This window comes from Paenibacillus polysaccharolyticus (assembly GCF_023714295.1).
Taxonomy (GTDB): Bacteria; Bacillota; Bacilli; order Paenibacillales; family Paenibacillaceae; genus Paenibacillus; species Paenibacillus polysaccharolyticus_A.
This window is the reverse complement of record NZ_JAMAUN010000005.1, coordinates 130122-157026: the sequence shown is the minus strand read 5'-3', so window position 1 is coordinate 157026 and position 26905 is coordinate 130122. Positions and strand designations below refer to the sequence as shown.

The following is a 26905-nucleotide window of genomic DNA, read 5'->3' as shown; positions in this document are numbered from 1 at the left end:
TAATTGCTTATAAATTGCCTATTTAATTCCTTTAGCTTTCGCCATATGCTCGGCCCGAATCTGATGATCCGTTGAATTTACAGCGTTCAGCATGTTCCAGATCGCCTGAGTGTCCTGTTCTTGATACAAGGTCTCCGGAAGCTCTGTCTCCAGTCGTTCCGTTTTGCGCTGAATGGTCTCCACCAATTCATGATCATAAATAATCATTTCATCGGAATTAACATACCTTACCGCAGGATCAACACTGATCCGGCAACGGTTCGTGAACGTCACCATGGAAACCAGCCGAACACGCTTGTAATCTCCGAGATGTGCCTGAATTGCTTCAACATGAGCGCGGTGTTGCATGAGCGGATTATACATTTTGACCCTGCTGCTGCTCACGGACCAATTTGCCTCGCGGCGGCCCCCGCGAATCTCTCCAGTTGTCAGATTCCGGGTTTCGATGACAAAGATCGCCCGCGGGCCAATCACGACATGATCAATCTGGGAATATCCCGAACGCGACTTCGGATTGGTCACCAGCAGATCGTTCAACACTTTATATTCACTGGGCAAACCAAGCAGTAATTCGGCGGTTGTTGGTTCTTGCGGCGTGCTGATCCAATCGGGTTCGGACTTCTTCTTTTTGCGCCGACCACGGGCCAGACGTGGAGGAATTGCTGTAACTGGCTGCAGAGCCGATGCTGCAACAGAATCGGTAAGCGGGCTCACAAGCTCTGGCTGCGCCTTGAACAGAGACCAAATTTTCTTGAACATGGGCAAGCTCCGTTCTATTTGGAATGGTTAATAAAATATAGCTTATGAATTATGGTTTATGTAGATGTGTAGAACCTTTTACATGAAAACTTCTATACCTTATGTCGGATAAAGTCGAACAAAAATAAAGAGACATTGGCCAAATTCATTGTTTCGTTAAATGTGCACGACAGTATATACCCAAACCTGCGACTTTAGACGCACATTAAATCCATAATAATTCCATATCAAATCCCTATCAAGTTCATTTCGATTTCAAGATATAAAGAAAAAGCAGCATCCCCTTTTCCCTAAGCAAAAGAGTCCGCTGCTGTCTTCCCATGTTCATCTTCTAAGCCTGGAGATAGTACGTATAGAGCACTTGTGTACCTTTCTCATCCAAGCCATTTTTCGATATTTCCTGATAGAGCGATTCCGCCAAAGCCAGTCCCGGTGTGTTCATGCCCATCGCTTGAGCAGATTCCAGTGCAATGCCCATGTCTTTGATAAAATGTTTCACATAGAATCCAGGCTCATAATCGCCTGCGATCATGCGCGGACCCAAGTTGCTGAGGGACCAGCTTCCGGCTGCACCGGTCGCAATACTCTTCAGCACATTCTCCGCGTCCAGCCCCGACATCTTGGCATAGGCGAGTGCTTCGCATACGCCAAGCATGCCAGAGGCGATGGCAATCTGGTTGCACATTTTGGTATGCTGTCCGGCGCCCGGCTTGCCTTGCAGCACAATGTTGGTGCCCATCTGCTCAAAGATCGGACGAACCGCTTCAAAAGCTTGCCCGTCACCACCCACCATAATGGACAGCCTGCCGTCCCTTGCGCCGATGTCGCCGCCAGATACAGGCGCGTCCAGGGCATGCAAACCTTTGGCTTCCGCAGCTTCGGCGATGCGCGCAGCCAGCAGCGGGCTGGAAGTCGTCATGTCAATCAGGGTTGAACCTGATTTGGCATGAGCAACAAGCCCGCCTTCTCCGAGATAAATTTCCTCGACATCCTTGGGATAACCGACCATAGTGATGATCACATCACAAGCAGCAGCCAGTTCTGCGGGCGTTTCATGCCAGACAGCACCTTCCTTCACGAGCGCTTCTGCCTTAGCGGCAGTGCGCGTGTATACATGAAGCGGATAGCCTGCACGCTGAATGTGACCAGCCATGCTTTTTCCCATAACGCCTGTTCCAATAAAGCCTACTTTGATCTCTTCAGGTGATTTAGTTGATTGTGTCATCGCAAGTTTCCTCCCTCGTATCTTGAGTGATCCATAGTGTGACATGAAATGCTACATGGTGAGATTGGGTGCTGCATAGTGAGATCGGGTGCTACAAGTGCTTATCCATACTCTGTTGAAGAAGATGCAGATACTCAGTCACGAATGAGGATAAGGCGATGCCATTGTTACTCCATAGCCCCGGGACCGATTGCATATTTTTTCTAACGATCACCAGGAACGCTATTTGAGCAATATCACACCTTTTTATATTCTAACGATCCCAGGAGACCTTATTTCGGAGAATCGGTTCAACAATGGGTGTTAATCTTGTCTTTTCAGCAAAATAAGGCTTCTCGTGATCGTTAGAATTCCATAACTCCCCATTTCGCTTAAATAAGCTCATCTGAGATCGTTAGAATATTTAAGTGGTGAGCGAGAGCTCACTTCTCATACCTTCTGCTTCATACCTTGACCTATACCTTATATCGTATATGTTATAGCTTTCTTTCCCCTCCGTCCATCTCGGGCTGATTTTTCTGTGAAAAAATCTGAAAAACGAATCATTTTCTCATAGACTGTACAATCTAACGAAAACACATCGAAATGGGAGGGGATGGACATGGATCAGGAAAAAGGACAGATCACCATCTGGTTATCCATCTCCATTATTTTGCTCAGTGCCGGGCTGGTCTGTCACGTCTTGTCTGTCCCCGCCATTCTGGATGTGGCCGGAAGAGATGGCTGGCTCTCTGTTCTCGCTGCAGCGCCATTGTTCATGCTGTTCCTGGGTATGATGTACATCATTATCCGCCGTATTCGCGGACAGCGCTTGACCGATTGGATCACGCGTGAGTTCGGCGTCGTTCCCTCCTGGATCTTTCGCATTACTGCGGTCTTGTTGCTCTTCTCGCTAGGGACACACACCTTATATGAAACCACCAACTGGACGGTATCCACCTATCTCCCTTTTACACCGACCTATGTGCTGGCTGGTGGAGGTGCTCTGGTTGCTGCCTGGTCAGCAGCCAAAGGCATTCGTTCGATTGCAATGACATCCAGTATTCTATTACCTCTGGTCATTCTGCTTGGCTACTTTGTCATGTCGGCCAATATGAAATACAAAGATTACAGTCAGCTCTTCCCCATGATGGAACATGGCTGGACTCCCGTCATCCGAGGAATGATCTACTCTCTAGCGGGACTCATGGAGATCTGGGTGTTGATGCTCTTTCAACATGACATTAAAGGCAAGCTACGCTGGTGGCATGTGTTGTTGCTTGGCCTCTTCATGATCAGCATGGCGCTGGGACCTACACTCGGAGCCATTGTTGAATTCGGGCCAGAAGAAGCGGCTAAACAGCGGAACAGTCCATACGAACAATGGAAACTCGTCAATATCGGCAAACTGTTTCAGCACGTTGATTTTCTCTCGATCTACCAATGGCTCAGTGGTTCATTTGCACGTGTTGCCATCTCCATGTACCTGATTGTTGATCTGCTGGATATCCGCAGACCTAAGAAACGCTACATTACCATCCTCTGTCTCACGCTGATCATGTGCGCTTTGGCTATTCAGTGGTGGCGCATTGATTACGTTGATTATTATGTCGATCACATTCAGTTTCCAGCCATGCTCTCTTACGTGGCAATCATCACCACTCTTTTGACACTGGCCGCTCTTATTCATAAAAAGGACAAGGAGGCTCCTGCTCATGGCTCAAACGCCGCGAACGAAACCAACCCGTCCAGGGACTAAACGGTTCCGTATCGATCAGCATCATCTGGAAACTTTTTTTGCAGGCTCCGATGATGTGATTATCGACAGCCACCGGCTTGGTGACGGACAGATGAAGCTCGTTGTCGCTTATTGCAGCGGCATGGTCGATACACAGATTATCCATGACATCATCTTGCCGGAAATGAAGCGAACCTACGAGATCACACATTTCATACGCAAGTCTGACATTGAAAAAAATATTAACCTACAATGGAACAGCGTTGACCTTGATGATGCGCAGTATGGAACGGAGCTAATATCGCTTCGTGTTTTTGAAGGGCATCTGCTCCTATGCCTTCCCTCTCTGCAGACCATGTGGAGCATCGATATCTCCAATATGGCTACACGGACACCAGAAGAGTCAACGACAGAAGTCTCGATCCGTGGAGCAAGGGATGGTTTTATTGAACCACTTGCAGTCAATGTATCCTTGATTCGTAGCCGGTTGCGTACGGCTGAACTTGCATGCAGTATCGAACTCATCGGATCACGTTCAGCAACCAAAGTGGCTCTGATGTATATGAAAAACATTGCCAACCCAGAGTTGATCAAGGATATAAAACATCGTCTCCATGCCATTCAAACCGAACGTCTTATGACGGCAAATGATCTGGAAGAATTGCTCTCACCTGCCAAGATCACCTTGTTTCCATTGACGCATTACACGGGCAGACCTGATTTTGCATCGGAATGCTTGCTGAATGGTCGCTTCGTTCTGATCGTAGACGGTAATCCCAGTGTGATTATCGGACCTGTAAACCTGTTTTTGCTACTTAAATCACCCGAGGATGCCAGCTTCCCCTTCCTTCCGGTGAACATGGGGCGTTTGCTTCGATTCATTGGTCTATTTGTCACTATATTTTTGCCCGGTTTCTATATCGCGCTGACTTCTTTCCATATGGATCAAATTCCGTTTCCCCTCGTCGCAACGATATCTGTCGGCCGCATGGGGCTTCCTATGGAGTCTGGCATTGAGATGTTTCTCATTATGCTGCTCATGGAGCTGTTCCGGGAAGCCGGCGTCCGTTTGCCTAGCGCCATTGGACAGACGTTAACCGTCGTCGGTGGTCTAATTATCGGAGATGCAGCCATTCGGGCCGGTATGGTCTCTCCGCTCATGATTGTCGTCATCGCCGTTACCGTTGTAGCTGGAGCAACCATTGTCAATCAAGTCATGACCAGTTCTATACTCATTTTGCGCTTTCTTTGTTTTATCTTGGGAGCGACACTGGGGATTTACGGGTTCATTCTGTCCATGATCCTTTTTCTAATATATCTGACGGACTTAAAATCGTTTGGAATCCCATATCTTACACCCTTAACACCGCTGAATTTCAAACAAGCTATTGCCTCTCTGTTCAAAGTCCCTACGGGTTTGGGAAAACGTAGACCTGTCTACCTGGAGACACAAAAACCGCGCAAGGATGGCAAAGGTCGATGAGCCGTATACTACCTAGCTGGTTACAACGCTGGTTACTGAGTTTATTGAGTCTGTCGCTATGCATCATGACCACCGGATGTTGGAGCGCATATGAAATCCAGCAAGTAGACTATGCCAAAGCGATTGGTATCGAATACAAGGACGGTATGTATCATATTTACGTGCAGACTCTTGATTTTTCGAGCATAGCCAAAAGTGATAATTCAGGCAAAACAGCCGAAGCCCCTCCCATCTGGGTCGGACACGCTCAAGGAAAAACAATGAGTCTCGCCATTAACGAGTTATGGCGTGCCTCGCAGCTTCACATCGCCTGGGGACATGTCACAGCCATCGTTATGGCTGAAAGTGTGCTAAACACAAGACACATCAAGGATGTATTTGATATGCTTGGACGATTCCCGGAAGCAAGGTATACCACTTGGGTATACGGTACAAGGGAGCCTTTGCTGAACATTCTGAGCACCGCTTCAATCTACAACTTGTCTCCACTGGACAGCATCCTTCACAATCCGTTGCCCAGTTACATGGAAAATTCGCTGTTTGCGCCTGTACTCAGCTTCGAACTGATTGCCAAGCATAATGATCCTGCAACCACGACGTATCTGCCTGTCATTGCCTTAAACAAGGACTTATGGCTGCAAAATAAAAAGGAACATGACTTGTTTCTGATTGAAGGAGCTTATTTTGAAAGGATGGGTGAAAAGTTCAATTTTTTGTCTCGAGACGAATTGTCCGGCTATCATTGGTTGATTAAAGGTATGCGCCGGGCTCCTCTACTGGTTCAAAAAAATGATGTAATCTACGGAGCACTCAGTGTTGGACTGCCCACAATAAAAATAGAGCCGATTATCCGAGGAGAGAAAGTTACCTTTCGAATTGATGCCAAATATCTGACCGCACTGTATGAATACCTCGTTCCCATGACTTATGACGAGATGACCCGCTTGAGTGAAGCCAAACTCAAAGAACAGATAATGCAAACCTATCAGAATGGCTTGAAAAAGGGCGTAGACGTATACGGTCTGCAAGAAAAACTGTATCGTAAAAACCCGAAACTGTGGCACAAGTTATCCGGGGATGGGGAAAACCTCATTCTCACGGAGGATTCCATTGAAACTTTAAATATTCACCTGACGATTCCGTATACCGGTAAATACAAGAGGAAAGTGTAATGGAAGAAACCCTTCTGCTGAGCACCAAACATGTTCAGCAGGAGGGCTTTTAGACATCATTTTTTTCAACGTAGGTATGGATATAAAGGTAGGAAATAACAATCAGGCTCTGCACCTGGACAAGCAACAAACGTTGCCATCAAGACTTCGAGCGTAAACGCTGCACTAGCTCCAGCACCCAGCCGATGATGACTGCGAAGGATACGCCAAACAGTAAAATCGGAAAGTTGTAGTATAGCGTATTCGTATATTGGTTCAGCCATCCAAAACGATATACTGCTGATTCCGGGTCATGTGTATAACCGTTAAGCTGTACGCGCAGGTCTTCAAAGATGTAAATCTCCCAGAAGACAGACAATACACACAATGCTGCGGCAACAACACTGACCACCGCATTGCCCCATCTCCCCCAATACTCGCGTTGGTCATAGAACCACCATTTCGTGACATATGCCGTCCAGAAACATAAGATCAGAAATGTAAGCACGGATGGAAATAAAGCCAGAATACCCAGATTGCCATTCCCAGATACCCCTTTACCCATTTCATGCTTAATGGTCATTCCATCTACGGCAAAAACCATGAGCACATTCCATATCAGGAAGATAAGATACGGCTTGTTAATGCGTTTGATCACTTTCATTCTATCCCCTCCTATCCTGTTTTACTTCCTAATCATGCTGAATAGGGATCTATCCTTAAAAAATCAGGCATGTTTTTGGAAAAAATAGCTCATACTACCTTCAGGAAAATATTGAAGGAGTGACAACATGAGTTTAAAACGCATCGTTGCTATTGGAGCGATACTGGCATGTACCTCTCTAGTTTGGGGATGCGGCAATGGCAACAACAGTAACAACATGCCTACTGCCGAGCAAACGAACCCGAGCGGACAACAAGCCCGAAGCTGGGGAGATCCCAAACGGTTAGAAGCTTCTCACCTAGAAGCTCTGGAAAGAATGGAGAAAGATCATATCCATCGCATGGTTTCTCTAAGCGTCAACACGGATGGAGATCAGGTCATGACAACGCTGGAGCGTTCAGGTCAAAAACTTGAAGAGATGAGACCACTCGCCGAGATGCTCCAATATGAAGGTCACCCTGCTTTATTGCAGCGGATTCAGGAAATGTCAGGAAATATTGAGGGCTCCAAGAATGCAGTCACCCAGATGAAAAACAATCCTCCGTCCGGAAAAATTAAAATCCAGTCTGCGAAAACAGATGCCCTGCAACACATCAACAGTTTTCGTGACTACCATGAATATGTGCAAGATCAGGTCAAGGTGATGAATAAGTAACAGCCCACCTCGTTCTCTCAGGCCAGCCACATTTATATTATAAATATAAATAGTTAGACTCGGAGCTTCTTGCTTCCCGATTCTAACTATTTCCTCGTTATTCGCCGTATTCAAGGTTAGTGAGACATTCGTCTTGCTCTGCGATCTTCCCGATCTGCTTCCTCCATCTTACGAATATATCGTTTGAGTTCCTCTTTATGGGCTTCAAGTTCGGCAAGTTTAGTGGAGGCTCCTTCTACAAAAGACTGCATTTTGGAGGTTAGTTCAGTTGCCGATGCACCTACCCAATCCTGCTCTAATCTTCCATGGATCGTTCGCATTTTCTGCTCCTGCTGCATAAGCCGTTGTTGTAACTGCTCACATTGCTGAACTGCTCTTCTTAAGTCTGATAAGGATACGGAAATTCTGCCCATGTCCTTCCTCCTGTTAGTCTGAATAAGATGCCTTGTTCTTTACTGCTGGTCTGCAATGACAAAATCTTCTCGCTTACGCTCAATGTAATCTGCAATCTCACTAATCGATTCCTGGTACCAACGATTGATCCGTTGCAGGGTAGCTGTCGCGTTATACGCAATTGGGGTAAAAGACTGACTTTCGCTTGTGGAAATATGCGTCTGAAACATCTGAATCGATGCTTGCGCATCACTGGAAAATCCAGTTAGACTCATTCTCATTTCACGAGCAGACTGAGCTAACTCTTCCGGTGTTAATTGTATCTTTCCTCCGCCTAGTCCCCCTTGGTTGCCAGCAATAGCAGATATCAAAGTGCCGACAGCTCCTGAGGTAATCTTAGAGAAGGCCGAAAGAGCCTCTTGGTGCGCAGTCCACCTAGGTGAGATGTCGAAGGTAGCCCCTGTTTTCCGATCAATTAATGGACCGATCAAGTTCCCTTTCTCATCAAAACGATATTGTTTCATGGAGTGATACCCTTTCCCCTCATCCTTGGAAAAGGAATCCATGAGTCTGACAATGTTGCCCATTTGCAATTTATCCAGATCAAAACCGAGTTTTAAATCATGCACCAGCATCGGTGATCCAGCCCCCAGAGGTTGAAACGGGAGTTTCAGCTGTAACTGAAATTTCCAATCCTGGTACATCGCATTGGCCGACTCGAAATCTTGCCCTTTATATACGGTAACACCGACATGTCTGTCATATTCGACTAATCCGCCCGCACCTACAGAGTCATTGGGATGAACAACATTAAGTATTTTGTTATCGAAGTATCCTTCGTTAACCTTGGCAATGCTGGCATCATCCAGCAGATTCATCACACTTGGGGCACTGTAGGTCATCCCGGATACATCATTCCGAGCGGCAACATATTGAGCCAAGCCACCACCAAGAGAATGACCTGTCACCGTAATATCGGAGTCAGGATATGCCTTCTGTACCACCTCATATAGTTCCTCAGCTTGGTGAAACTGATTGTTTTCCCATTGTTCATTATCCACTATAGCTTTAAATGGACTATTCTTAAAAATGTTATAACGTTCCGGGTCGTTCACTGCATCTTCAAGTCTTCTGGTTCTACCGCCTAGAACGTCGAAGACATCTGTTTCCCAATCCGCTGCCTTATCTGTAAGCTTGCCTGCCGGTTCTGTTCCACGATAACCTATAATTACTTGATTCGTTTTTGGATTCTCAAGTACAACTGCATCAAACCCGGAATACTTTCTATGCAATTCTGCACCATCAGGTTCAACTGTAGTCCAATCTTTATATTCATCCTTATCCAAAACATTACTTCTTCCAGCAGGGACATTCGTATAAGCAAGTTCTGATATTTTCATATATAATTCGTCCGGCTTGTAAGAATTCAATCAAATCATCCTTTTCTCAATTTAGAAGAAGTTGTATAATGCACAATATCTAACGACAATATTAGGAATATGAGGTGAAATATTGAAAAAGTCATTTTTTCTTTTTCTAATACTAGGCACGGTTGCACTTACTTTATTAGGTTGTATGTCCGGCGAAAAAAAGGAGATTATCCAAAAGGCCGAGGAAGTAAGCTTGGTTTATTTCAAAGAAACTTACGACATTGACGTTGTGTTTACAGATCATAAGTTCATCCCCGCGGATCTATCTCATACGGTTTCACTGACAGGGTATGTACAAGGACACAAAGATCAGGAAATTTTTGCAATGGTTGATTATGATACGTATACGGTAAAAACCGGTTCAGTACCTGATGCGATCAAATCCTCTAAATAGAATATAATGTCACCAGCTTGACCCTGCGTAAGAGCCTGATACTACATCAGGCTCTTTTTGGTGTACACGTATAGGATTGAAGCTATCCTGCATTTTCCAAAGAAGTAGAATCATTATAGATCATCTAATACATATCGTGTATAACAACGCCTATAAATGAGTAAATGGTCATTATCAACATCCTAATCTAAACCTACTTTATTTGATTTATTCATAGGACGTTGTTACCAGAACACTAATATCCATTGCATCTTTACACGTGCTATATGAATCGTTCTTCAACCACGCATCACGCTTCACTCCACCCAAAGGGATGCCCAGATAAATAAGCAGAAAAATACAACAGGAGCCATTGCTCCAGCGGCAATCCAGATCCATAACTTAACTGGTTTAGCTTCCCTCCAGTACTCCTTGATCCCATCCAAACGTCGATTGCGCCAGTTGGCGGACTTTAACTGACGAATCAGTCGCTCCATCACTTGCTCCCGTTCTTTCCCTTGTGGCACGTCTTCCAGTGCACAACGAAGTTCCTCGTATAAACGCGTCTCTTCCTGGCTCATGTTGCCGTTCGGTTTATTCATAAACTCACCTCCTCGATTCAATGCTTTCAACTACATTAAATAACACTGTAAAAGACGGCCAAGTTTGCTGTTTTACTAAATATTCTATCACATGATACGCAATCGGTTTACAAATTCAGGATTGAAATCCAGTTTACATTATCATACATTTATATTATTCCAATTCAACAGTCAACCTGGCTAGTATGAAAAAAGACCAACATTTCATCTACGAAACGGAGGAACGAATGAAAATCGAATCAAAATCTACGAAACATAACTACTCCAAGCTGTTCGGTGCCTTTTCCCTTACTTTTCTAGGGGATGGATTAACTCTTGCCGCTGTCCCTTGGCTCGTCTCCACGCTAACGACGGATACGTTATACGCATCCATTACGATGACAGCCTTGCGTCTGCCCTGGCTTATTTTTAGCTTGCCAGTTGGCGTGCTCATCGACCGATATTCACGCAAACATATGCTGGTCGGAGCCAGCTTTACCCGTATGATGTTTCTATTCATGCTAACGATCTGTATCTGGGGAGGGTGGATCAGTATACCGCTGCTTGCCTTGTTTATGTTTGGGATTGGTCTAAGCCGCGTTGTCTTCGACAGCACCGTGCAGACGATTATTCCTCAGATTGTGGATGAGAAAAAGCTGGAAAAAGCCAACGGCCAATTTACGGCTGGTCAGCTGATTACCAGTGATATTCTGGGCGTTGCGTTAGGCGGATTTATTATTACGATGCATATCGTCTATCCTTTTGCCATCGACACCGTAACGGCTCTCATCTCACTGCTACTCATTATGGGTCTGCGAGGTAGCTTCAAGCCTGCGACGAAATCCAAAGAATCGCAAGCCCAAGAGGCGTCAGCGGGAGCTGCGAAACAAACGACTCCAGATGAATCAGAGCAGAAAACCCGTCCGATGAAAAATTGGAGACGTGAGATGTGGTCCGGTATCCAGTACGTGGTTCAAGATCGGTTTCTTCGCGGCCTAGCCATCTTGTCGGTTACGATTACGTTAATGTTCTCTATGATTCTGGTGACTCAAATTTTCTTTGTACGTGAAGTATTACAACTGGAAGCGTATGCATTTGGCATCCTTATATCGATTGCAACCATCGGTAGTATTCTGGGTAGTCAGGCTGTAGCTTATATGCGAAAACGCTGGAGTTCCAAGCAATTAATTCTTTTGTCCATCCTGTCGATGGGTCTGCTCTATGGGGCTGTTGGTCTGACGTCCAATGCCTATGTGGTGGGTGGTCTGTATTTCTGTGCAGCCTTCTTCATTGTTGTCTATAACGTGGTTCGTTCTTCGATCCTGCAACGCTCCGTCCCGAATGAACTGCTCGGGCGTGTAGGCAGTGTGTTCCGTTTCCTGTCGTTTGGCATCAGCGCTATTGGAACCTTGCTGGGCGGATTGCTCGTTCGCGTGAGCGAAACCTTTTTCGACCGTCTGTTCTCGCTGCAATTGCCTTACCTGTTACTAAGTGGCGTTTACATTCTCGCTTGCTTCCTGTTTGCATCCAAAATGCGTAATGTAGCTGAGAATTGAGTACAGCATTCGTCAATATAAAGATATCGTCAATTCGATTCCTGCAAAAGCAGTGACTATCTCAAAATTTCTGCATGAGGCTATTGGTGAATCTCAGTCTATAATAAAAAGCGGACTCGGAAGGAATATCCTACCCGAATCCGCTTTTATTTTATTCTGTCTTCTTATAGCTATAACCCGCCTGATTAATTCAGTTCTGCATTCAAGCAGATCGAACCATGCTGACGCACGTTAACGACAATAACTGGTGTATCCAGCATACCGTGCATCCAGTTCATATACTCTTCTGCCTTCTCGTTTGGCACAATCGCCAGAATAACACCTGCGAATCCACCACCATGCACACGACATGCGCCATCGCCAAGGTTGCTCAGGTAGTTCTCGGTCAAGGCAAGTGCCACGGAAATCTCTTGTTCACGGGAAGCCCCGCCTTGATACACGTTCTGCAACCATTTCCATGAAGAGTTACCCGATGCAGTGATCAGTGACAAGAAGTCAGCAAAACGTCCTTCGCGCAAAGCGGATACCTGTCCATCCACACGTTTGTTCTCAGCCAGGAAGTGCAATGCACGTAACACCGCACGGTCTCCGGCTGCTTCACGAATTGCAGGCAATTTGGCATAAATATCTTCTTCTGAAATCTCACGAACATACTCAGCGCCAAGTGCTTTCGCAACGGCTTTCATCTCGTTAGGCACTGAAGCATAATCTTCTGTCAGGTCGGCATGGTTGCCACCTGTATTCACGATGACCAGGGAATATCCGTTCTCTTGGAAATTCCATTCCACAGGCTCAATCACAGGTTCAGCCGGATTTGCAAAATCAATCGAGATCAGACCGCCATATGCACAAGCCATCTGATCCAGCAGGCCGGACGGTTTGTTCCAGTAATGATTTTCCGCATATTGTCCGATTTTCGCCAGCGTCACGACATCCAGCTTGCCATCGTTATAGAAATGGTTCAGGATCGTGCAGATCAACATTTCGAAGGATGCTGAAGAACTGACACCCGAAGCCGCAAATACGTTACTGGAGATATCCGCTTTGAATCCACCAATGTTGAATCCAAGCTCTACAAAGCCAGCTGCCATACCACGAATCAATCCGGTAGTACCGTCATCTTCCGCATTAGGTTTCAAGTCAGCAAGGTTGATGACATACTTTTTGTCGTATCCCTCGGAGTAAAACGTAATGACGTTGTCGCCTGTCGGCACAGCCACGGCAATCGTGTCCAGCGTAATGCTTCCCGCGAGCACTTTACCATGGTTATGATCCGTATGATTACCGCCGATCTCACTGCGGCCCGGGGAACTGAATAGATGCATGTGCTCCTGCTCACCGAAATGCTCGCGGAACGAAGCGTCCAGCTTCTCGTAACGGGCACCCTGCTCCTCTACATGCTGTGGTCCGTACATTTGCGCAAGCAAAGCCTGTCCCTTTTGTGATTGAATGAGTTCTGTTACCTGTGTGGTCATCTCTATTCCTCCCATTTCATATGCAAGCGGCATGTAACCGCTATCCCTTATGTCGTCTAAAATCCTTCATCGGATTAGCCATCCCCATTATCTCAGCTTCTGAGCCGAAAAGGTAGGGCAGAATTGAAATTTTGGAAGCGTTTTTTGAAACATGTGTCCATTTGTAAAAATGCGTAATCCCCAACTTGAACGAGATTATGGAATATGAATCTTGATGGTGTATTTTCTTCCATATTTTCGTTGAAAAGGGGCGGTAATATACGTACTGACTACAGGAATTTATTTGAGTAATATACATACTGATGTGCTTTAGTCTTTTTGGTTGCATATCTGGTCTGATCTTATTTTGTTTTGTTGATTTGTTCGCCCGCCTGAAAAAAGAAAAAACCTTTAAGACTTATGCTCCGTTGTGGGGGCATGGCTTCAAAGGTAAGGTTCGGATGGATCGGACTTCCTTCCATGAACAGTCTGCAAACATCGACCCATATCGTATCTAACTCAAACATCGTTGTGGACATGAAGCTATTGGATGCTCGACATTTGCGCTGAGATGGACACGTTCCCCTCTTTTACAATAACCTCGTTGAAAAAAGGTTCAAAGAATGAAGCAGGCACATAGGTTATGCCTTTTCTGGATTGAACGGGCACAGGCAATTCTACATCCTGAGTCAGATTGATGACTTTCAGTTTACCCGTAAACTTAGCTAGCGTGTTACCTTCCTTCACGATAACGGATTGAATGCTGTCTTCTACACGAATGGCCTTCTCTGCTGGCAACCAGCTAACCTTGTATCCCAAAGACTCTGCCGTAGCGCGCAAAGGCACCAAAACCGTCCCCTTTTGCTCGAAAGGCATCAGTTCCGTTTTACTCGTCTGTATCTCTTTGCCGTTCACGGTTAAGGTGTAGGCTGTTGTGGATGCCGCTGCACTAGCTTTGGTAGCTGAAGCATACAGCGCACCGGCTACGGTGACAACGCATAGTGCGGTAGCAAACAGTATCCATTTTTTCATAGCAATGTCATCCCTTCTGTTTCAGTTTCTATTGTCAACTTCTCTATTGTGGTAAACGTGATCGCAACGGGTTTAGTTTCATAGAAAAAATATTGTTTTGCTGATTTATGTATTCACTCTATAAACAAATAATTATAGTAGAATGATTACTATAGGAATTTCCTAGATTAACTTGTATTATTCCCCACCAAAAGATTTGAGCAATTATTTCGAATTCCAAATGTAATACTGTAATACTGAAATTATCAAATAACTCTATGAATTGATCATTGAAAAAACGTAGTCTATCTAACGCCTTGTAACAATAAAGGTATGTGTCTGCGTTTACCTGTGTTTATCAAATCTACTGGAAGGTGATCTCATTGAAGCATGTCCTTTTTATGCTATTTTTACTTTTTAGTACTCAGCTAGTTTCCTGCACAACCATAGATCAACATTCTGTTGTAGATTACACTCAAATAGATATCCAAGAGCCGCATCAACCTTATAGCGATTCACCATACAAAGATAAGATGGTCACTGCTGCCATCAACTATCTGGAGAAATTTTTAATTGATATGAAAAGTGGCGAACAAGCAAAGGATTGGGATCATGTGCAAGGATATTTGGTGAATTTCCAGGAGTATGACGAAACAGCGAATGCCTGGTTCATTAAAAGTAATGGCGAAGCCGTTTACGTACCATTTGCGTTTATTGAGAACAATGGAACGATAACTGTGGATGGCATCACAGGATATAGTGTGAAGAATATGATGGACAAGGCTACAGATGATCCGGATCGAATAATGTTCGAACGCCAGATTAATGATGCGGTTAAACAGCTATCCAGTTCATCAATTAAATGGGCGAGCATATCTTCTTGATTCTAAAATTGCTCTTCACTAAGCATCCAGAACAGCCAGGATACTGGACTACTCATCAGATTCAAGATCCATATTGCAAGAAAAGCTTATCCGCTTCAATAAGATGAAGTAATGATAAGCTTTTCTTTGTTTATTTTAGCTTTACCGCCTATTTCACAAGGGATGCAGAACCAGATGTAGGATTATTCGCTTTCTGCCGTTGAACCTCATCAAGATATTTGGTGAATCGGGATTCTCCAGAGTAGCTTAGAAATAACCATTCCAACGCTCGTGTCATTCCGATATAGAAACGAGACACTTCACGTTCATCGACTTCATCTTCTTTCCCCGCTTTGCGAGGCATTGTCTCAATCGAGATGATAAACACGGCTCTGAAATCCAGTCCCTTTGCACTGTCAATCGTTAATACTTTGATACTGTCCTCTTCGCGATTAAAATTCTTCTTGGACTGATCATCCCGCGTTACCCAATTATACGTCAGACTGTTATCGTCCAGAGTTTTTCCCAATTCTTCAATAATATTTACTTGATTGGATTCCTGTACCCTGTACAAAATGGCAATATCCTTCAGAGCAAATGATTTTTCACGACGTAAATAGTCTATGGATTTTGAAACAAACTCCATTTCAAGTTTTGTACTCTTACTTCGATAGATCAGAGGTTCAGGACCTCTGCGTTTCGTGAACTGAGGAGGAATAATCTCAATCGCATCAGCCCCGTTACTAATAACTTTCTGCTGTAACTTGGACTGATCTTTATAGAAATCCCAGGCAAACTGCACAATCTGTGCCGTATTCCGGTAATTAATCGTTAAAATCTTGGAACGACCACGGAAGTCTAATCCGGTATCCTGTGCCAGGCTGTTTTTACGTTTGAAGATGGTTTGTGCCCGGTCCTCTACGAGTAACAGCGACTGCGTCTCATCATTGAGGCATAAGCTCACCAGCCTCAGCCAATCTGCATCAAAGTCCTGTCCCTCATCAATCAGAATGGCATCATACTTCGGTAATTCTTGTTGCCCCTGTTCCACCTTTTCCAACAAATCGGGCAGTTTCCTGTCTATGATTCGAAACTGCTGTCCAAGCCACGAGTGGAACGTTTTCACCTGAATATTAGATTGGAGCTCGGAAGACGTAGTCTGCGCAGCAAAATCAAATAAATCCTCAGGCTCCGCCAACTTCTGTACAATGGCCTGTTTTAGATACTGTGACAAGGTTGAACCATAGCAAAGTACAAGGATATTCCAGTCTGGATGCTCCTTAGCGAGCATGCTTGCACGACTGACAAGAACGAGCGTTTTACCACTACCGGCAACACCGCGAATCAAACGATGCTTATCCCCAACCTGCTTCGACATCTTCTCCTGATGTAGGTCCATCGTCTTAATATTATGCAAGGATAATAGGAGCTGATCCTGATGAGGCACAACTTCTTTGCGCTCCGCACTGATTCGCACTTCAGGAAACAGATGGTAGCGGATCGCCTGTATATCTTCATGTGTCAAGCTATAACGATTCCGAGTAGGAACCGTGAACATATGTAGTAATTTCTCAATCAATATCTCTGCCGAGAAATCTTCATCATCTGGGTCCATTTCTTCTCTAGTCAGTACAAATAAGGGATCGATTACACTGTATAGGTCCATGTGTAGAAAATCTTGCTGCTTCAAACGACTGAATACCACACCGTAGCCGTAATTGAATTTTAAATATCCTGGTGTTCCCTCTTTGATCAGATTCTTATCCTTCTTCAACTGGTCTGTAATCAAAAAAGCATAATCCCTCGCTTGCTTCAAAGGGCTTCGGGCAGTGACCAACTCACCTGCTGTATTACGAAGCGTCCATTCATCCCGATTCACTTGATACAACGTGCCTTTGGTATAATCCTTCACTTCCAGTACCAGCAATCCTAAATCAGGTCCGATAATGACAAAATCCGGTCTTCTCCCGCGAATTTCAGGTTCATAATAAATGATATATTCTTCAGGCAGAAGTTTCTTTAACGTCTCAAATAATAGTCGTTCTCCTGCTGTCGCCTTCTTCGGAATTACTTCTGGTACTGTATTCGCCATGCCAATCGCTCCTAATTCTAATGATCTAAACTTGCTATAATTTCATTATCCACTAGTCCACCACAATTTTCCACATTTAAAATTCGCAGTTGTGCAAAGGTACAGATTAAATTCATTCTTTTTTCCTGAATCTTTTGTAGTAATGTATCTCATAATCGCATATTAGGTTTCTTAATAACTATATTTATGTTAAGGTTTACCAATCCATCCATCAGATCACAGCCTTAGACAGATAGAAGCACTATGAAAAAAAGAGGTGACACTACATGCAAACCAAAAATGAAAGGCTCCTCTCACTCTTTTTACTTATATACATGGTTCTATTACTTATCAGTTACAGCATGTATGTTATTTGGGAGAATACACGGTTAAGCCATGCTCAACAGTGGCTTTCTGAGACGAACATTACACAAAACGGTGTTGACTCCATTAGCCAGCTTGGAAGATGGACAACGCTCTCAGAATCGATGTTCCTCGTAATATTTGTGATCGCAATGATTGTTGTAATGTATCGGTATCAGAAGAAACCTGTCAGCCAATTTTTCATTGGGAATCTAGCACTGTTTGTTGGGTTTGCAATAGTCAGTTACGTCATTTCGCTTATGAGTTCCCTGCCTATTGGCAATTTAATTCAACCCGTAATCATACCTACGTTTATACTCATTGCTGTTTATATTTATCGATTATGGAAAACAAGATATGAAAAATAGAAACCAGACTACATACTCTAAAAGGGTGTGTAGTCTGGTTTTCGTTTAAATGCTCTATACTAGTTCTATTGGAGATATTAATCCCATCTGAAGATAAAGCTATATTAAGATTTAGAATTGAAGAGAGTTTATCCCCGCTCAAAATACGCATGCAACCGATACAGACATATTTCCCGTGTCCAGCGATATAACACTGCTCTTTCCTCTGAGTTATGCACCTCTATATTCAACGAGAATACGCCATCTTCGAACCACGTCATACTTCCCTTTGCCCTGCTCCACTTAGACATGGGCATGTCGATAATCAGATTCTTGATCTCACTTTCCGTTTTCTCATTCCATTCCGTGAGCGCGACCTTACCTTTATCCGAAAAGTCCTTTCGTTTCCGATACTCCTTTTCCGTCAGGTACGTATGGAAAAATTCAGCCATCTCACTCGGTGTGATCGGTTCCATCCAGTGTATCTCGCCTCTCTCCAACATATAGAGCAGCACGACCATCTTATAGCTTTTGTTCATGATCGTCTTCTCTACATCTCGCAGCCATGCCTCATGCCGAACATAGATTTCTCCCTCAGCCGGGGATAATAATTCCGCCCAGTAAAGGAAACCGACATATGAGCCAAATTCGCTCCGGTATCCGATGCTTTTAGACTGCCCCATAAGATGAAGCTCCAGATAAGTCGGGATGCGACCAAGCTCACGTTTGACAGCCAGAAAATCCTGATGCAATTTCTCGCGGCGTGGCATCCGCTTGCGGCTTAGTTCCTGAAGCAGATTCACTACCCGGGTCTCCAAATGAATGCCGCAGTTATCCGGAACCTCCGGTATAGCTACGTCCAGCGCTTTTCCACCGCGTTCCTCTTCTCCCCGTACATCAAACAGGCTAAGCTTCACATCCGCATTGCGATAATTCCCGATCAGGTCGATGACAACACAGTGTGACTTTCCTTCGGCTAACCTCAACCCGCGACCTACCTGCTGGGTGAATACGGTAAGTGACTCGGTTGGACGAACGAAGAGTAGCGTATCTACGCTTGGAATATCCGTTCCTTCATTAAATAGATCTACGGTCAGCACAACTTCGAGTTCTCCCGCACCCAGTCGCCGGATGGCTTCCTCGCGCGACATTTCCGATGTACGGGAATGCAGACTAAGCACCTCTACCCCCTGACTGCGGAAATACGCAGCCAAGTAGTCCGCTTGACGAATGGATGAGCAGAAACCGATGGTTCTCGTCTGCTTGTGCCGCATCCAGGCCGCATAGATCGTTTCCACATGCTCCTCTTGCAGCTGAACGGACATAAGCTGTTCCTCATCATACTTGGTGCCGATCCAGCGAATCTGCGAATAATCCGTATCGTCGAATACACCGTAATACTGAAATGGCGCAAGCCATCCACGCCGAATCGCTTCGATAAAATGCATCTGGTACGCGACATTCCCGTCACACAGCGCATATACATCCTTACCATCCAGTCGATCCGGGGTTGCCGTAATGCCGAGTAGAAACTGTGGACGGAAATATTCAATGACCTTCATATACGTCTTCGCCGCCGCATGATGGAACTCATCCACCACGATCAGATCAAAGGCATCAGCCGCAAACACATCCCGATGCCGTTGCAAACTCAGCGTATAGATCGAAGCATACACACAGTCTGCCTCTCCGTCCTTATGCTTGCCGTTAAATATCCCATGACTGCGTTCCGGCATGATCTGCTGGAACGATTTTTTCGCCTGATTCAAAATCTCTTCCCGGTGCGCTATGAACAAAACCCGATTAAACCTTTGGGCGAAAAAACCCGCCAGATAAGTTTTACCAAGTCCTGTAGCCATCACCACCATGGCTCTTTCATACTGCTCCTCCATCGTGGCGTTCAATGCTTCGAGCGCATCTAACTGAGCAAATCGCGGCTGAATAGGCAAAAGAGAAAAGACAGCAGACTCTTGTTCGGTCTCCTCCTCTGGCAGCCTTGTACCAAACTCCGCTTCCTCCATCTCCATGATCCGCTGGATCATCTCCGGGTTCTTCTGGTGATACTGCCGATACTCTTCTTCATACAACGCGATGGAATCCGGGTTCACTGGCAAAGTTGTCTCGTGATAGAAACTCTGCATGAACTTCTCCAAAGCCGACTGGAACGTATACGGCTCCGCCTCGGCATTCATTGCCAAGTTCCATTCATAACCCGTCTTGAGCGCCGTGAATGAAAAGTTGGATGAGCCGACAATCAGCATGCCTTCCCCATGTTCATGATCAAACAGATACGCTTTCGGGTGAAAAGAAGTACCCATGCTTCGCCAAAGTCTTGCTTCGATTCGTGAATCAACTTCACAAAGTGCCCGTAATCCTTCAGGCTGTGTGATGTACAAATAATCTCCCGCGAGCATTCGCACCTCTGCCCCGCGTTCTGCCGCTCGTTTCAAATGCGGAGCAAGCAGCTTGACTCCAGATTGCATAATAAAAGACGTCATAATATAAATCCCGGACGCATGCTGCATCCGGGTAATAAGTTCATCGGCCAGATTGTCGGTAATCAGTTTTACATTAAGCTTCGTCGACATCGATCAGATACACTCTCTCCTGAAATCCTCCGCGAGCCTCGGCTTTATCTGCACGCAGCTTGTCCAGCTGCGCCGCATTAGCTCCATGAACCTCTGCCAGCGCCCGGATCACTTCGAGCATATCTGCCAGTTCTTCCAGTGCTTCCTGATCACTTTCTGCACTCATGTATTCTTCCGACTCTTCACTCAGCTTTGTTCTCAATTCTTGCTTATATTCCTCCGGGTCCAGAATGCGCGTCCGACACTCCTTACCGCTGGATGTGATAATATGCGGAATCTTGTCCCGTACCAATTTGTTGTATGTAGGCATGTGGTATATCATCCTCTCTACTGTGGCAGCTTTCCAGCACCGCGCCAGAATCTCCCTTTTTGCCATTATACCATTTGCCATGAATGGTGAACGGTTGATTTTGTAAAGTGGCGGGAGCAAATAAGAGGTAAAAAAAGCCCATAACTACTCGTTTAGGAGTTGAGATGGGCCTACTTCGAAATTCGTGTTACCTATAAGGAATTCGGGTTCACATAACACCAATCAGAGAGATTAGAAGTTTTCAAAGCTTTATCCAGATCAGACAATGTATACACCCAATCTTCCTCTATCCAAACTATCATCTGTGGGTGTCTCGTAAGAAAATTATACAGAAAGGTCAGCGTGACCTCTTCATTTTGATAAACCTCATCAATAATAAGTGTGTTAAAGTATACCTGCCCATCCTCTCTCCATTCCAGCTCTCTGTATTGATGTAGAGCAGGTTCATCGTACACATCGACTCTGATCGTATTATTTACCTTGCCATGGTCTGACTCTTCTTGGTTTGGACATGAAATACCCAAGGCACAATGTTTCATGTTCTGCTCTGAATCTACATCTTGAATTCCATCAGTTAAATGTAGGTTTGATTCCAGACAAACTTGTCGTATATCTCTCACCAAACGATCTATGGATATATTACTGTTCTCTTCTACCAATACAAAAGCCGATGCCATTACTTCAGTACCTCCCTTAATTCATCCAACGAGTTAACTACTTTTACGCCCTTACTTTTTGCATAATCGATTTTCCCAGATGCAATTGGACCCGTATTTTCCAGCGGTGCGTCAATATATAAAACAACTTCCTTCTTATTATGATTAAAAAACTCTTTATGATTTATATCCACGAGTCTATCGATTTGGTCTATTTTCACTGCTCCCGCTGATTTTTTCACTTCAATAATTTGCGAGTTTGTAACAACATCCAGATCCGTAACTCTTAATTTATTGTCCACATTTTTAACTTCCACTCCAAATCCAGTTACCCCAACATGACTTTCTACAAATTCACCGACTTTCCCCTCAACAACTTTACCTGTATCACGGCTATTTTTTGCAGCATCTATAGCATGAGGTATATTTTTAGGATTTTGCTCGATCCATACAATTCTGTTGCCAGCATGGTTAGTATATTGTACTTCTAATCCTTTGTTCGTTTTGCTGAGTATCGGATTATCATGCAATGTTTTGTTGGGAACGTGACCGGGCTTCGCTGCTATATCTTTTGATAGCTTTAACCCACTTTTCGGAACCTTGTACCCCCTATTATACATTCCCGCAAAAGCCATCAACATATTACTGGCTTGCAGACTGGTTATTAGCAGTCTAGCCCTATTCTCAGAAACGGGTTCTCCTGAGAATGGGTATACCCCGTTCTTCAATTCATCGACCTGATACTGCATGATATCCTCACCCTCAGGCCCAACATCAGGTGCAGATTTCATGTCCAGTGACCCGGTATCTCTTTCATACGCACGAAGTGTTTCTGGTATTACATTACCGTCTTTATCCGTTGGCATCATTTTACGGAATTGCGTATTATATACCATCGTGTACTCTGGTGTGTCCGGATTATGGTTCGAATCAGACACCAATTTCTGCAATGCGATCGAACCAGCAACTGCCCCCACGCTAACCTGTTCCTGATCCGCTTGTTGGAATCTCACAGCAATAGCCTTGAGATCTTGAGAGGACTTCACCATACTCTCCAGTGCACGATCCAGTACAGGACGAGATTGCTGAAAATCATAGAAAAACCGTTCCTGTGTGGCACCCTCCCACTGTGACTCGATGTAACCGATCCGTGCGCTCAGGTCACTTCGTATTGATTCCAGCTGCCGTCTTCCCTGCTCGATCTGTTTGGATACATGTAGTAGTTGCTCTGGTGTTACTTTAATTGTACTCATAGATTTCTCTCCGAAGTAAATAAGATTTTACTATGTTAGCAGAAGTACGTGATATATACATCCGTCCAATATCCTGATTTTTCCTTATTATAAAAAACTTTCGCTAAGTACCTGTACTCTTGAAGTCCTATTTTTAATAAAGCTGACCACTACATTCAATTAATAGTTTATTTCAATTCTATATCATTTATCAGTCGGTTCTCTAACTCCTCTAGTATTTCTTCTGTTCGTTGAAGCAGCTTCTTGATGTTGTTTGGTTTTAGCGTCCGATCCTGGTTAAACTCTTCTATGGAAGACATATGTTGAATCGTACCGATAAACAAAGCGATATCCAGTCCGGGCACAGTATCCGTATGCACTATATTCAAAATCTCATTCATGGTAAGCTCCTTCGATGGATGTACTACATGATACTTTTGGATATATAACGCCTTGACCATAGAAGCTAGCGCACAATCGCAGAGGATCAGACAAGCCTGGAACTGATTGTGACTATGCATGATGTTGGCAAGTTTGATGTGATATTTTGTATGCTGGTGATAGTCCATTATGGTATTACGCACTATATAGTCATCTGGACTACGTCTGGACACAGATTCTATAGAGTCATAAGATCCTTGAAAACGTGGAGTAGAATCTTCTTGGTGATTACAATGTGCTTCGGTAATGGACCAATTTCTTGCCATTGTCATCCCTCCAATGAGTTAATACCAATATTATACAACAAAATGATACTCATAGTAATCAAATTTATATTTTGTATTCTTCGTTTGGTGTTTACCTTTAGGAAACTTGACTACACTTTTGAACATAGAGAGGTGAATACCATGAATGAGGATAGAGAAGTTTTAAAATTGGTCGGAGCCAGAATTCGTGCACTACGCAAAGAAAGAGGGTATTCACAAGAATCCCTCGGAGAAAAAGGCGGATTTCATTTTTCATACATAGGTCAGATTGAACGTGGTGAAAAGAACGTTTCTTTGGTGAACTTAGCAAAGATAGCTGAGTCCCTTGAAGTGAACTTAATTCAATTATTTGCGTATGTGGAGGAAGAATTTGAAGTAACCGAAGATGAGAAACAAATCAAGGAAATTGTACAACTGTTAAGAGACTCTAATTCAGAACATATACGCACAGCTAAAAATGTTGTAAAAGGAATACTAATGTAAATAAACCCTACCATCTTATCAGAATGATAGGGTTTATTCATTACGTGCAATCAATAATTCATTGTATTTTAGTTCTACTTTGTAAGTAACTCATCAATTCTTTATCCCGGCAGTAAACATAACAACCTTTCATCCCCCGAGACATCAAAATTTTATAAATGTTTTTCACCAGCTTAGTTAACTCCTCGTTTTTAAACTTAAGCCCTTTTTCCCCATTCTATCCTTGTACTCATCATATTCTGAATAAAGCTTCATTTTTTCTGAATCAAACTTTAGATCATTTCCTATAATTACGCCCACATAATCAAATTCAAGACCCTGAGACGTATGAACACATCCAATTTGATCTATACCACTCTCATCTATAGCCCAAGTGCTTGATATGGAACGAGCATTCCAAGGCATAGCAAATTGATGTTCTTCAATGTTCACATCAGGAATTTCTCCATTGCGATTACCGTCCTTATCAGCAGTCCAATTCCAAGCAAATCCCGCTAGCATTCTTGCTTTATACCCCTGATCGTTTTTACTTTTGATAAGATCGTATAATTCATTTGGTGAGTCCATTAATTTATACTCAAAAGAATCTTGATCCCACCCATCGAAATTAGCAGTAGGGCGAATTTGCAATGCATTATCAACCCAATTTAGAAAACCCTCTGCTCCGGAGCAACGAAACTGTGCTGCTAGTGAGTATTCATGCACTTCCGAATTATAAACTTTTGCTAAACGTTTAATCTCTGCAATGGAACCTATATCTTCAGGTCGAATGCGTTGAAAATCATCTATGAAAAATACATTCACTTTAGAAGCTTTAATAATATCCTCGATCTGATTCTCCCCAAAGTATTGATATGCTCCTTTGCCCTTCAATCGGTGTGCTTCATCCACAACAAGCACGTCATACATGTTAGCTGGTTCTTTGTATAATTGACTCGATCCCGAAAATAACATCTTTGTCCGTGTCTTGTTTTTAGCCTGTCGTTTTGTCAAAGTTTCTACCATAACTGTTCGAAATGATGAATTGGGGGCAATAAATTTAACATTTAACTTGTTTCGGAGTAATCCACCAAGAGCATTCATGGATATTACGGATTTGCCTGTTCCAGGACCACCTTCCACAATAATGGTTCGTTTAACATCTGTTTGCTTGGCGAGACTCATTATAGCTTCATATGCAACCTTCTGCTCATCAAGCAATACAAAATCAGAGTTTCCCTGAAATAATCCATCAATATGATCAATTAGCTTTCTAGAGGGACGAATCTTACCATTTTCAATTAAATAAAGTAAGTTAACACCCTGCCCTTGACCTACGTGCCGTTTTAGGAAATTTTGAAGTTTAGATGTATCATCAGCTAAAAACAAGGGAGCTTCACGTATAATATCTTGATATTGATCATATTGGAGGGGATCAGGATGAACCGTTCTGTAATTATGTAGATATGCACATGAGTATCCATTAATATCCTTGGAATAAACAGCCTCATTCATATCACTTAAATATTGTTTATATGACCAAGCCTGATACGAAGGGTGTGGTGTCTCCCTTGTTCTTCCTCCAATAAATGCCCTCACAATATCTTCACGATCCATAGCCTCGACTGCATCCCACTGTTTTAACTCCACAATCACAAAGTTGTCATTTTTCTGTTCATCCTGACCTGCAATGATAAAATCTATTCGCTTACTTGTAGAAGGAATATTATATTCAATCAATATACCGCAGTCATCTGCAACCTTAGAATTGCGAATAATTTTCTCCATAAACTGCATCGAATTATTCCAAGCTCTTACCTCACCTTTGTTTGGTCTCTTCCCCATACCTTTAATATAGGCTTCCTCAATTTGAAGTGTAATCTGATTATTATCAACTGATTCCCGGAAAGCTAATGCGTTACTGCTGTAGATAATCATGATGCACCCCTGAATTAATTTTCTTTAACTTCTTTTTTCTGTAATCCTAAAGCATTCGACATAAGGGTAGCTATCCCCGCTGCAAATAAGTGTAATTCCAACAATTTGTTTTGTATGTAATGAAGGAATTGAATTATTTTCATATAAGAGTTACTCATAATTGAATTTTGCATATTAAAATAAAATTCAGTTGTAGGCATAGGAACAGCAAAATGTAAGCAAAAAGTGTAATAAAAAGCTTTGCTATAAAAAACAATCATACTTCCTATATCAAAGTTATCTGCATAATTAAGAAACTCTAATGACTCACTTGTCTCAGCGAAAGATAGGTAGAGATATGAAAATACCATATCAGGAAATATTAAGGCAAACAAAGAAAATAGAAATATAAATATGATTTGATATCGAGATTTATTGTTCAATACTTTAGTCTTTACAAGCTTAAAAAGAGATTCGAAAATATAGAAAGCAATTATTAATGTAAACAATGCTACCAGAAGGGTTTTCAACATATCCCATGTTAGGTATCCTACTATATAAACTAACATATTATTGCTCGAATATTGTTCAAATACTTTTATAAGGAAAGCATAATAAACAAAAAATAGAACCAAAAACATAACTAAACTTAACATAAGCATAATAACAACGGAAATATAAATGCCTAATTTCAATTTATCATTTATAACATGATGTAACACAACAAGAATATAAACAGGTATAAATAGTATCGTCACCGTGCTCAAAACAAAAAAGAATTCTACGGTCCATAAATGGATAAGCACTAATGAAATTGCCCCTAAGAAACAATATGCAATCCAAGATTTTTTAATCTTCTTGTGAAATTGAAAAGCTAATAGTATGATTGTTGACCAAATAACTATGACTTTCATATTTATGTCTTTTGAAAACAAAA

The 26905-nt window shown here is 43.3% G+C and carries 25 protein-coding genes; 8 read left to right on the top strand and 17 right to left on the bottom strand.

From position 1 onward, the window contains the following. Positions 1 to 18: 18 nt before the first annotated feature. Both M3629_RS14955 and M3629_RS14950 read right to left on the bottom strand, forming a co-directional pair. Positions 19 to 759 carry a nuclease-related domain-containing protein gene (locus M3629_RS14955; RefSeq protein ID WP_251507780.1) on the bottom strand — a complete coding sequence of 247 codons (741 nt, stop codon included), beginning with the start codon at positions 757 to 759 and terminating at the stop codon, positions 19 to 21. Positions 760 to 1090: 331 nt separating this feature from the next. Next, the gene (locus M3629_RS14950) at positions 1091 to 1984 is read right to left on the bottom strand and encodes an NAD(P)-dependent oxidoreductase (protein WP_251507778.1); all 894 of its coding nucleotides are present in this window, start codon (positions 1982 to 1984) and stop codon (positions 1091 to 1093) included. Positions 1985 to 2585: 601 nt separating this feature from the next. Here M3629_RS14950 and M3629_RS14945 point away from each other — a divergent pair. Genes M3629_RS14945 through M3629_RS14935 form a run of 3 tightly spaced genes read left to right on the top strand, consistent with a single transcriptional unit; the run spans position 2586 to position 6356 of the window. Beyond that, the gene (locus M3629_RS14945; protein WP_251507777.1) at positions 2586 to 3722 is read left to right on the top strand and encodes a GerAB/ArcD/ProY family transporter; all 1137 of its coding nucleotides are present in this window, start codon (positions 2586 to 2588) and stop codon (positions 3720 to 3722) included. Beyond that, positions 3679 to 5184, top strand: a complete 1506-nt coding sequence (locus tag M3629_RS14940; protein ID WP_251507775.1) for a spore germination protein — start codon at positions 3679 to 3681, stop codon at positions 5182 to 5184. The genes M3629_RS14945 and M3629_RS14940 overlap by 44 nt, the downstream gene beginning before the upstream one ends. Next, complete coding sequence (locus tag M3629_RS14935) at positions 5181 to 6356, top strand: Ger(x)C family spore germination protein (protein WP_251507773.1); 1176 nt, start codon at positions 5181 to 5183, stop codon at positions 6354 to 6356. The genes M3629_RS14940 and M3629_RS14935 overlap by 4 nt, the downstream gene beginning before the upstream one ends. 139 nt (positions 6357 to 6495) lie before the next feature. On the opposite strand, the gene M3629_RS14930 is transcribed toward M3629_RS14935, so the two are convergent. Then, positions 6496 to 6999: a hypothetical protein gene (locus tag M3629_RS14930; protein ID WP_251507771.1), complete on the bottom strand. Its 504-nt coding sequence runs from the start codon at positions 6997 to 6999 to the stop codon at positions 6496 to 6498. 127 nt (positions 7000 to 7126) lie between these two features. Between M3629_RS14930 and M3629_RS14925 the strand changes: the two genes are divergently transcribed. After that, positions 7127 to 7654 carry a hypothetical protein gene (locus M3629_RS14925; RefSeq protein ID WP_251507769.1) on the top strand — a complete coding sequence of 176 codons (528 nt, stop codon included), beginning with the start codon at positions 7127 to 7129 and terminating at the stop codon, positions 7652 to 7654. A gap of 116 nt (positions 7655 to 7770) precedes the next feature. Here the strand turns inward: M3629_RS14925 and M3629_RS14920 are convergent, their stop codons facing one another. Beyond that, positions 7771 to 8067 (bottom strand): WXG100 family type VII secretion target, encoded by a 297-nt coding sequence (locus M3629_RS14920; protein WP_251507767.1) that lies wholly within the window; start codon positions 8065 to 8067, stop codon positions 7771 to 7773. A gap of 39 nt (positions 8068 to 8106) precedes the next feature. Next, positions 8107 to 9477: a lipase family protein gene (locus tag M3629_RS14915; protein WP_251507765.1), complete on the bottom strand. Its 1371-nt coding sequence runs from the start codon at positions 9475 to 9477 to the stop codon at positions 8107 to 8109. Positions 9478 to 9559: 82 nt separating this feature from the next. On the opposite strand from M3629_RS14915, the gene M3629_RS14910 reads away from it, so the two are divergent. Then, complete coding sequence (locus M3629_RS14910; RefSeq protein ID WP_251507763.1) at positions 9560 to 9871, top strand: DUF1433 domain-containing protein; 312 nt, start codon at positions 9560 to 9562, stop codon at positions 9869 to 9871. Between the two features lie 296 nt (positions 9872 to 10167). Here M3629_RS14910 and M3629_RS14905 read toward each other — a convergent pair whose 3' ends face one another. Next, positions 10168 to 10452 carry a hypothetical protein gene (locus M3629_RS14905; RefSeq protein ID WP_251507761.1) on the bottom strand — a complete coding sequence of 95 codons (285 nt, stop codon included), beginning with the start codon at positions 10450 to 10452 and terminating at the stop codon, positions 10168 to 10170. 227 nt (positions 10453 to 10679) lie between these two features. Between M3629_RS14905 and M3629_RS14900 the strand changes: the two genes are divergently transcribed. Then, positions 10680 to 11987 (top strand): MFS transporter, encoded by a 1308-nt coding sequence (locus tag M3629_RS14900; protein ID WP_251507760.1) that lies wholly within the window; start codon positions 10680 to 10682, stop codon positions 11985 to 11987. 185 nt (positions 11988 to 12172) lie between these two features. Here the strand turns inward: M3629_RS14900 and M3629_RS14895 are convergent, their stop codons facing one another. Next, positions 12173 to 13462: a galactokinase gene (locus M3629_RS14895; protein ID WP_251507758.1), complete on the bottom strand. Its 1290-nt coding sequence runs from the start codon at positions 13460 to 13462 to the stop codon at positions 12173 to 12175. Between the two features lie 522 nt (positions 13463 to 13984). Continuing rightward, positions 13985 to 14473 carry a copper amine oxidase N-terminal domain-containing protein gene (locus M3629_RS14890; protein WP_251507756.1) on the bottom strand — a complete coding sequence of 163 codons (489 nt, stop codon included), beginning with the start codon at positions 14471 to 14473 and terminating at the stop codon, positions 13985 to 13987. 362 nt (positions 14474 to 14835) lie between these two features. On the opposite strand from M3629_RS14890, the gene M3629_RS14885 reads away from it, so the two are divergent. After that, positions 14836 to 15336: a hypothetical protein gene (locus tag M3629_RS14885; RefSeq protein WP_251507754.1), complete on the top strand. Its 501-nt coding sequence runs from the start codon at positions 14836 to 14838 to the stop codon at positions 15334 to 15336. A gap of 148 nt (positions 15337 to 15484) precedes the next feature. On the opposite strand, the gene M3629_RS14880 is transcribed toward M3629_RS14885, so the two are convergent. The 6 genes from M3629_RS14880 to M3629_RS14855 form a co-directional block, all read right to left on the bottom strand. Continuing rightward, positions 15485 to 17407 (bottom strand): 3'-5' exonuclease, encoded by a 1923-nt coding sequence (locus tag M3629_RS14880; RefSeq protein WP_251507752.1) that lies wholly within the window; start codon positions 17405 to 17407, stop codon positions 15485 to 15487. An 838-nt stretch (positions 17408 to 18245) separates the two neighbouring features. Continuing rightward, positions 18246 to 20684: a DEAD/DEAH box helicase family protein gene (locus M3629_RS14875; RefSeq protein ID WP_251507750.1), complete on the bottom strand. Its 2439-nt coding sequence runs from the start codon at positions 20682 to 20684 to the stop codon at positions 18246 to 18248. Beyond that, positions 20668 to 20994, bottom strand: a complete 327-nt coding sequence (locus tag M3629_RS14870; protein ID WP_111270300.1) for a nucleoside triphosphate pyrophosphohydrolase — start codon at positions 20992 to 20994, stop codon at positions 20668 to 20670. The genes M3629_RS14875 and M3629_RS14870 overlap by 17 nt, the downstream gene beginning before the upstream one ends. A 191-nt stretch (positions 20995 to 21185) precedes the next feature. Continuing rightward, positions 21186 to 21671, bottom strand: a complete 486-nt coding sequence (locus M3629_RS14865) for a hypothetical protein (protein ID WP_251507748.1) — start codon at positions 21669 to 21671, stop codon at positions 21186 to 21188. Continuing rightward, on the bottom strand, positions 21671 to 22903 hold the full coding sequence (locus tag M3629_RS14860) for a WXG100 family type VII secretion target (RefSeq protein WP_251507746.1): 1233 nt from the start codon (positions 22901 to 22903) through the stop codon (positions 21671 to 21673). The genes M3629_RS14865 and M3629_RS14860 overlap by 1 nt, the downstream gene beginning before the upstream one ends. A 167-nt stretch (positions 22904 to 23070) precedes the next feature. Further along, positions 23071 to 23589, bottom strand: a complete 519-nt coding sequence (locus M3629_RS14855) for a hypothetical protein (protein WP_251507744.1) — start codon at positions 23587 to 23589, stop codon at positions 23071 to 23073. Between the two features lie 141 nt (positions 23590 to 23730). On the opposite strand from M3629_RS14855, the gene M3629_RS14850 reads away from it, so the two are divergent. Beyond that, positions 23731 to 24072: a helix-turn-helix domain-containing protein gene (locus M3629_RS14850; RefSeq protein ID WP_154959738.1), complete on the top strand. Its 342-nt coding sequence runs from the start codon at positions 23731 to 23733 to the stop codon at positions 24070 to 24072. A gap of 58 nt (positions 24073 to 24130) precedes the next feature. Here the strand turns inward: M3629_RS14850 and M3629_RS28675 are convergent, their stop codons facing one another. The 3 genes from M3629_RS28675 to M3629_RS14840 are packed head-to-tail and all read right to left on the bottom strand — an operon-like array spanning position 24131 to position 26882. After that, on the bottom strand, positions 24131 to 24241 hold the full coding sequence (locus M3629_RS28675) for a DNA/RNA helicase domain-containing protein (RefSeq protein ID WP_353056750.1): 111 nt from the start codon (positions 24239 to 24241) through the stop codon (positions 24131 to 24133). An 8-nt stretch (positions 24242 to 24249) separates the two neighbouring features. After that, positions 24250 to 25989 (bottom strand): DUF2075 domain-containing protein, encoded by a 1740-nt coding sequence (locus tag M3629_RS14845; protein WP_251507742.1) that lies wholly within the window; start codon positions 25987 to 25989, stop codon positions 24250 to 24252. A gap of 14 nt (positions 25990 to 26003) precedes the next feature. After that, entirely contained in the window at positions 26004 to 26882 is an 879-nt protein-coding gene (locus M3629_RS14840; RefSeq protein WP_251507740.1) for a hypothetical protein, read from the bottom strand. Positions 26883 to 26905 lie beyond the last annotated feature (23 nt).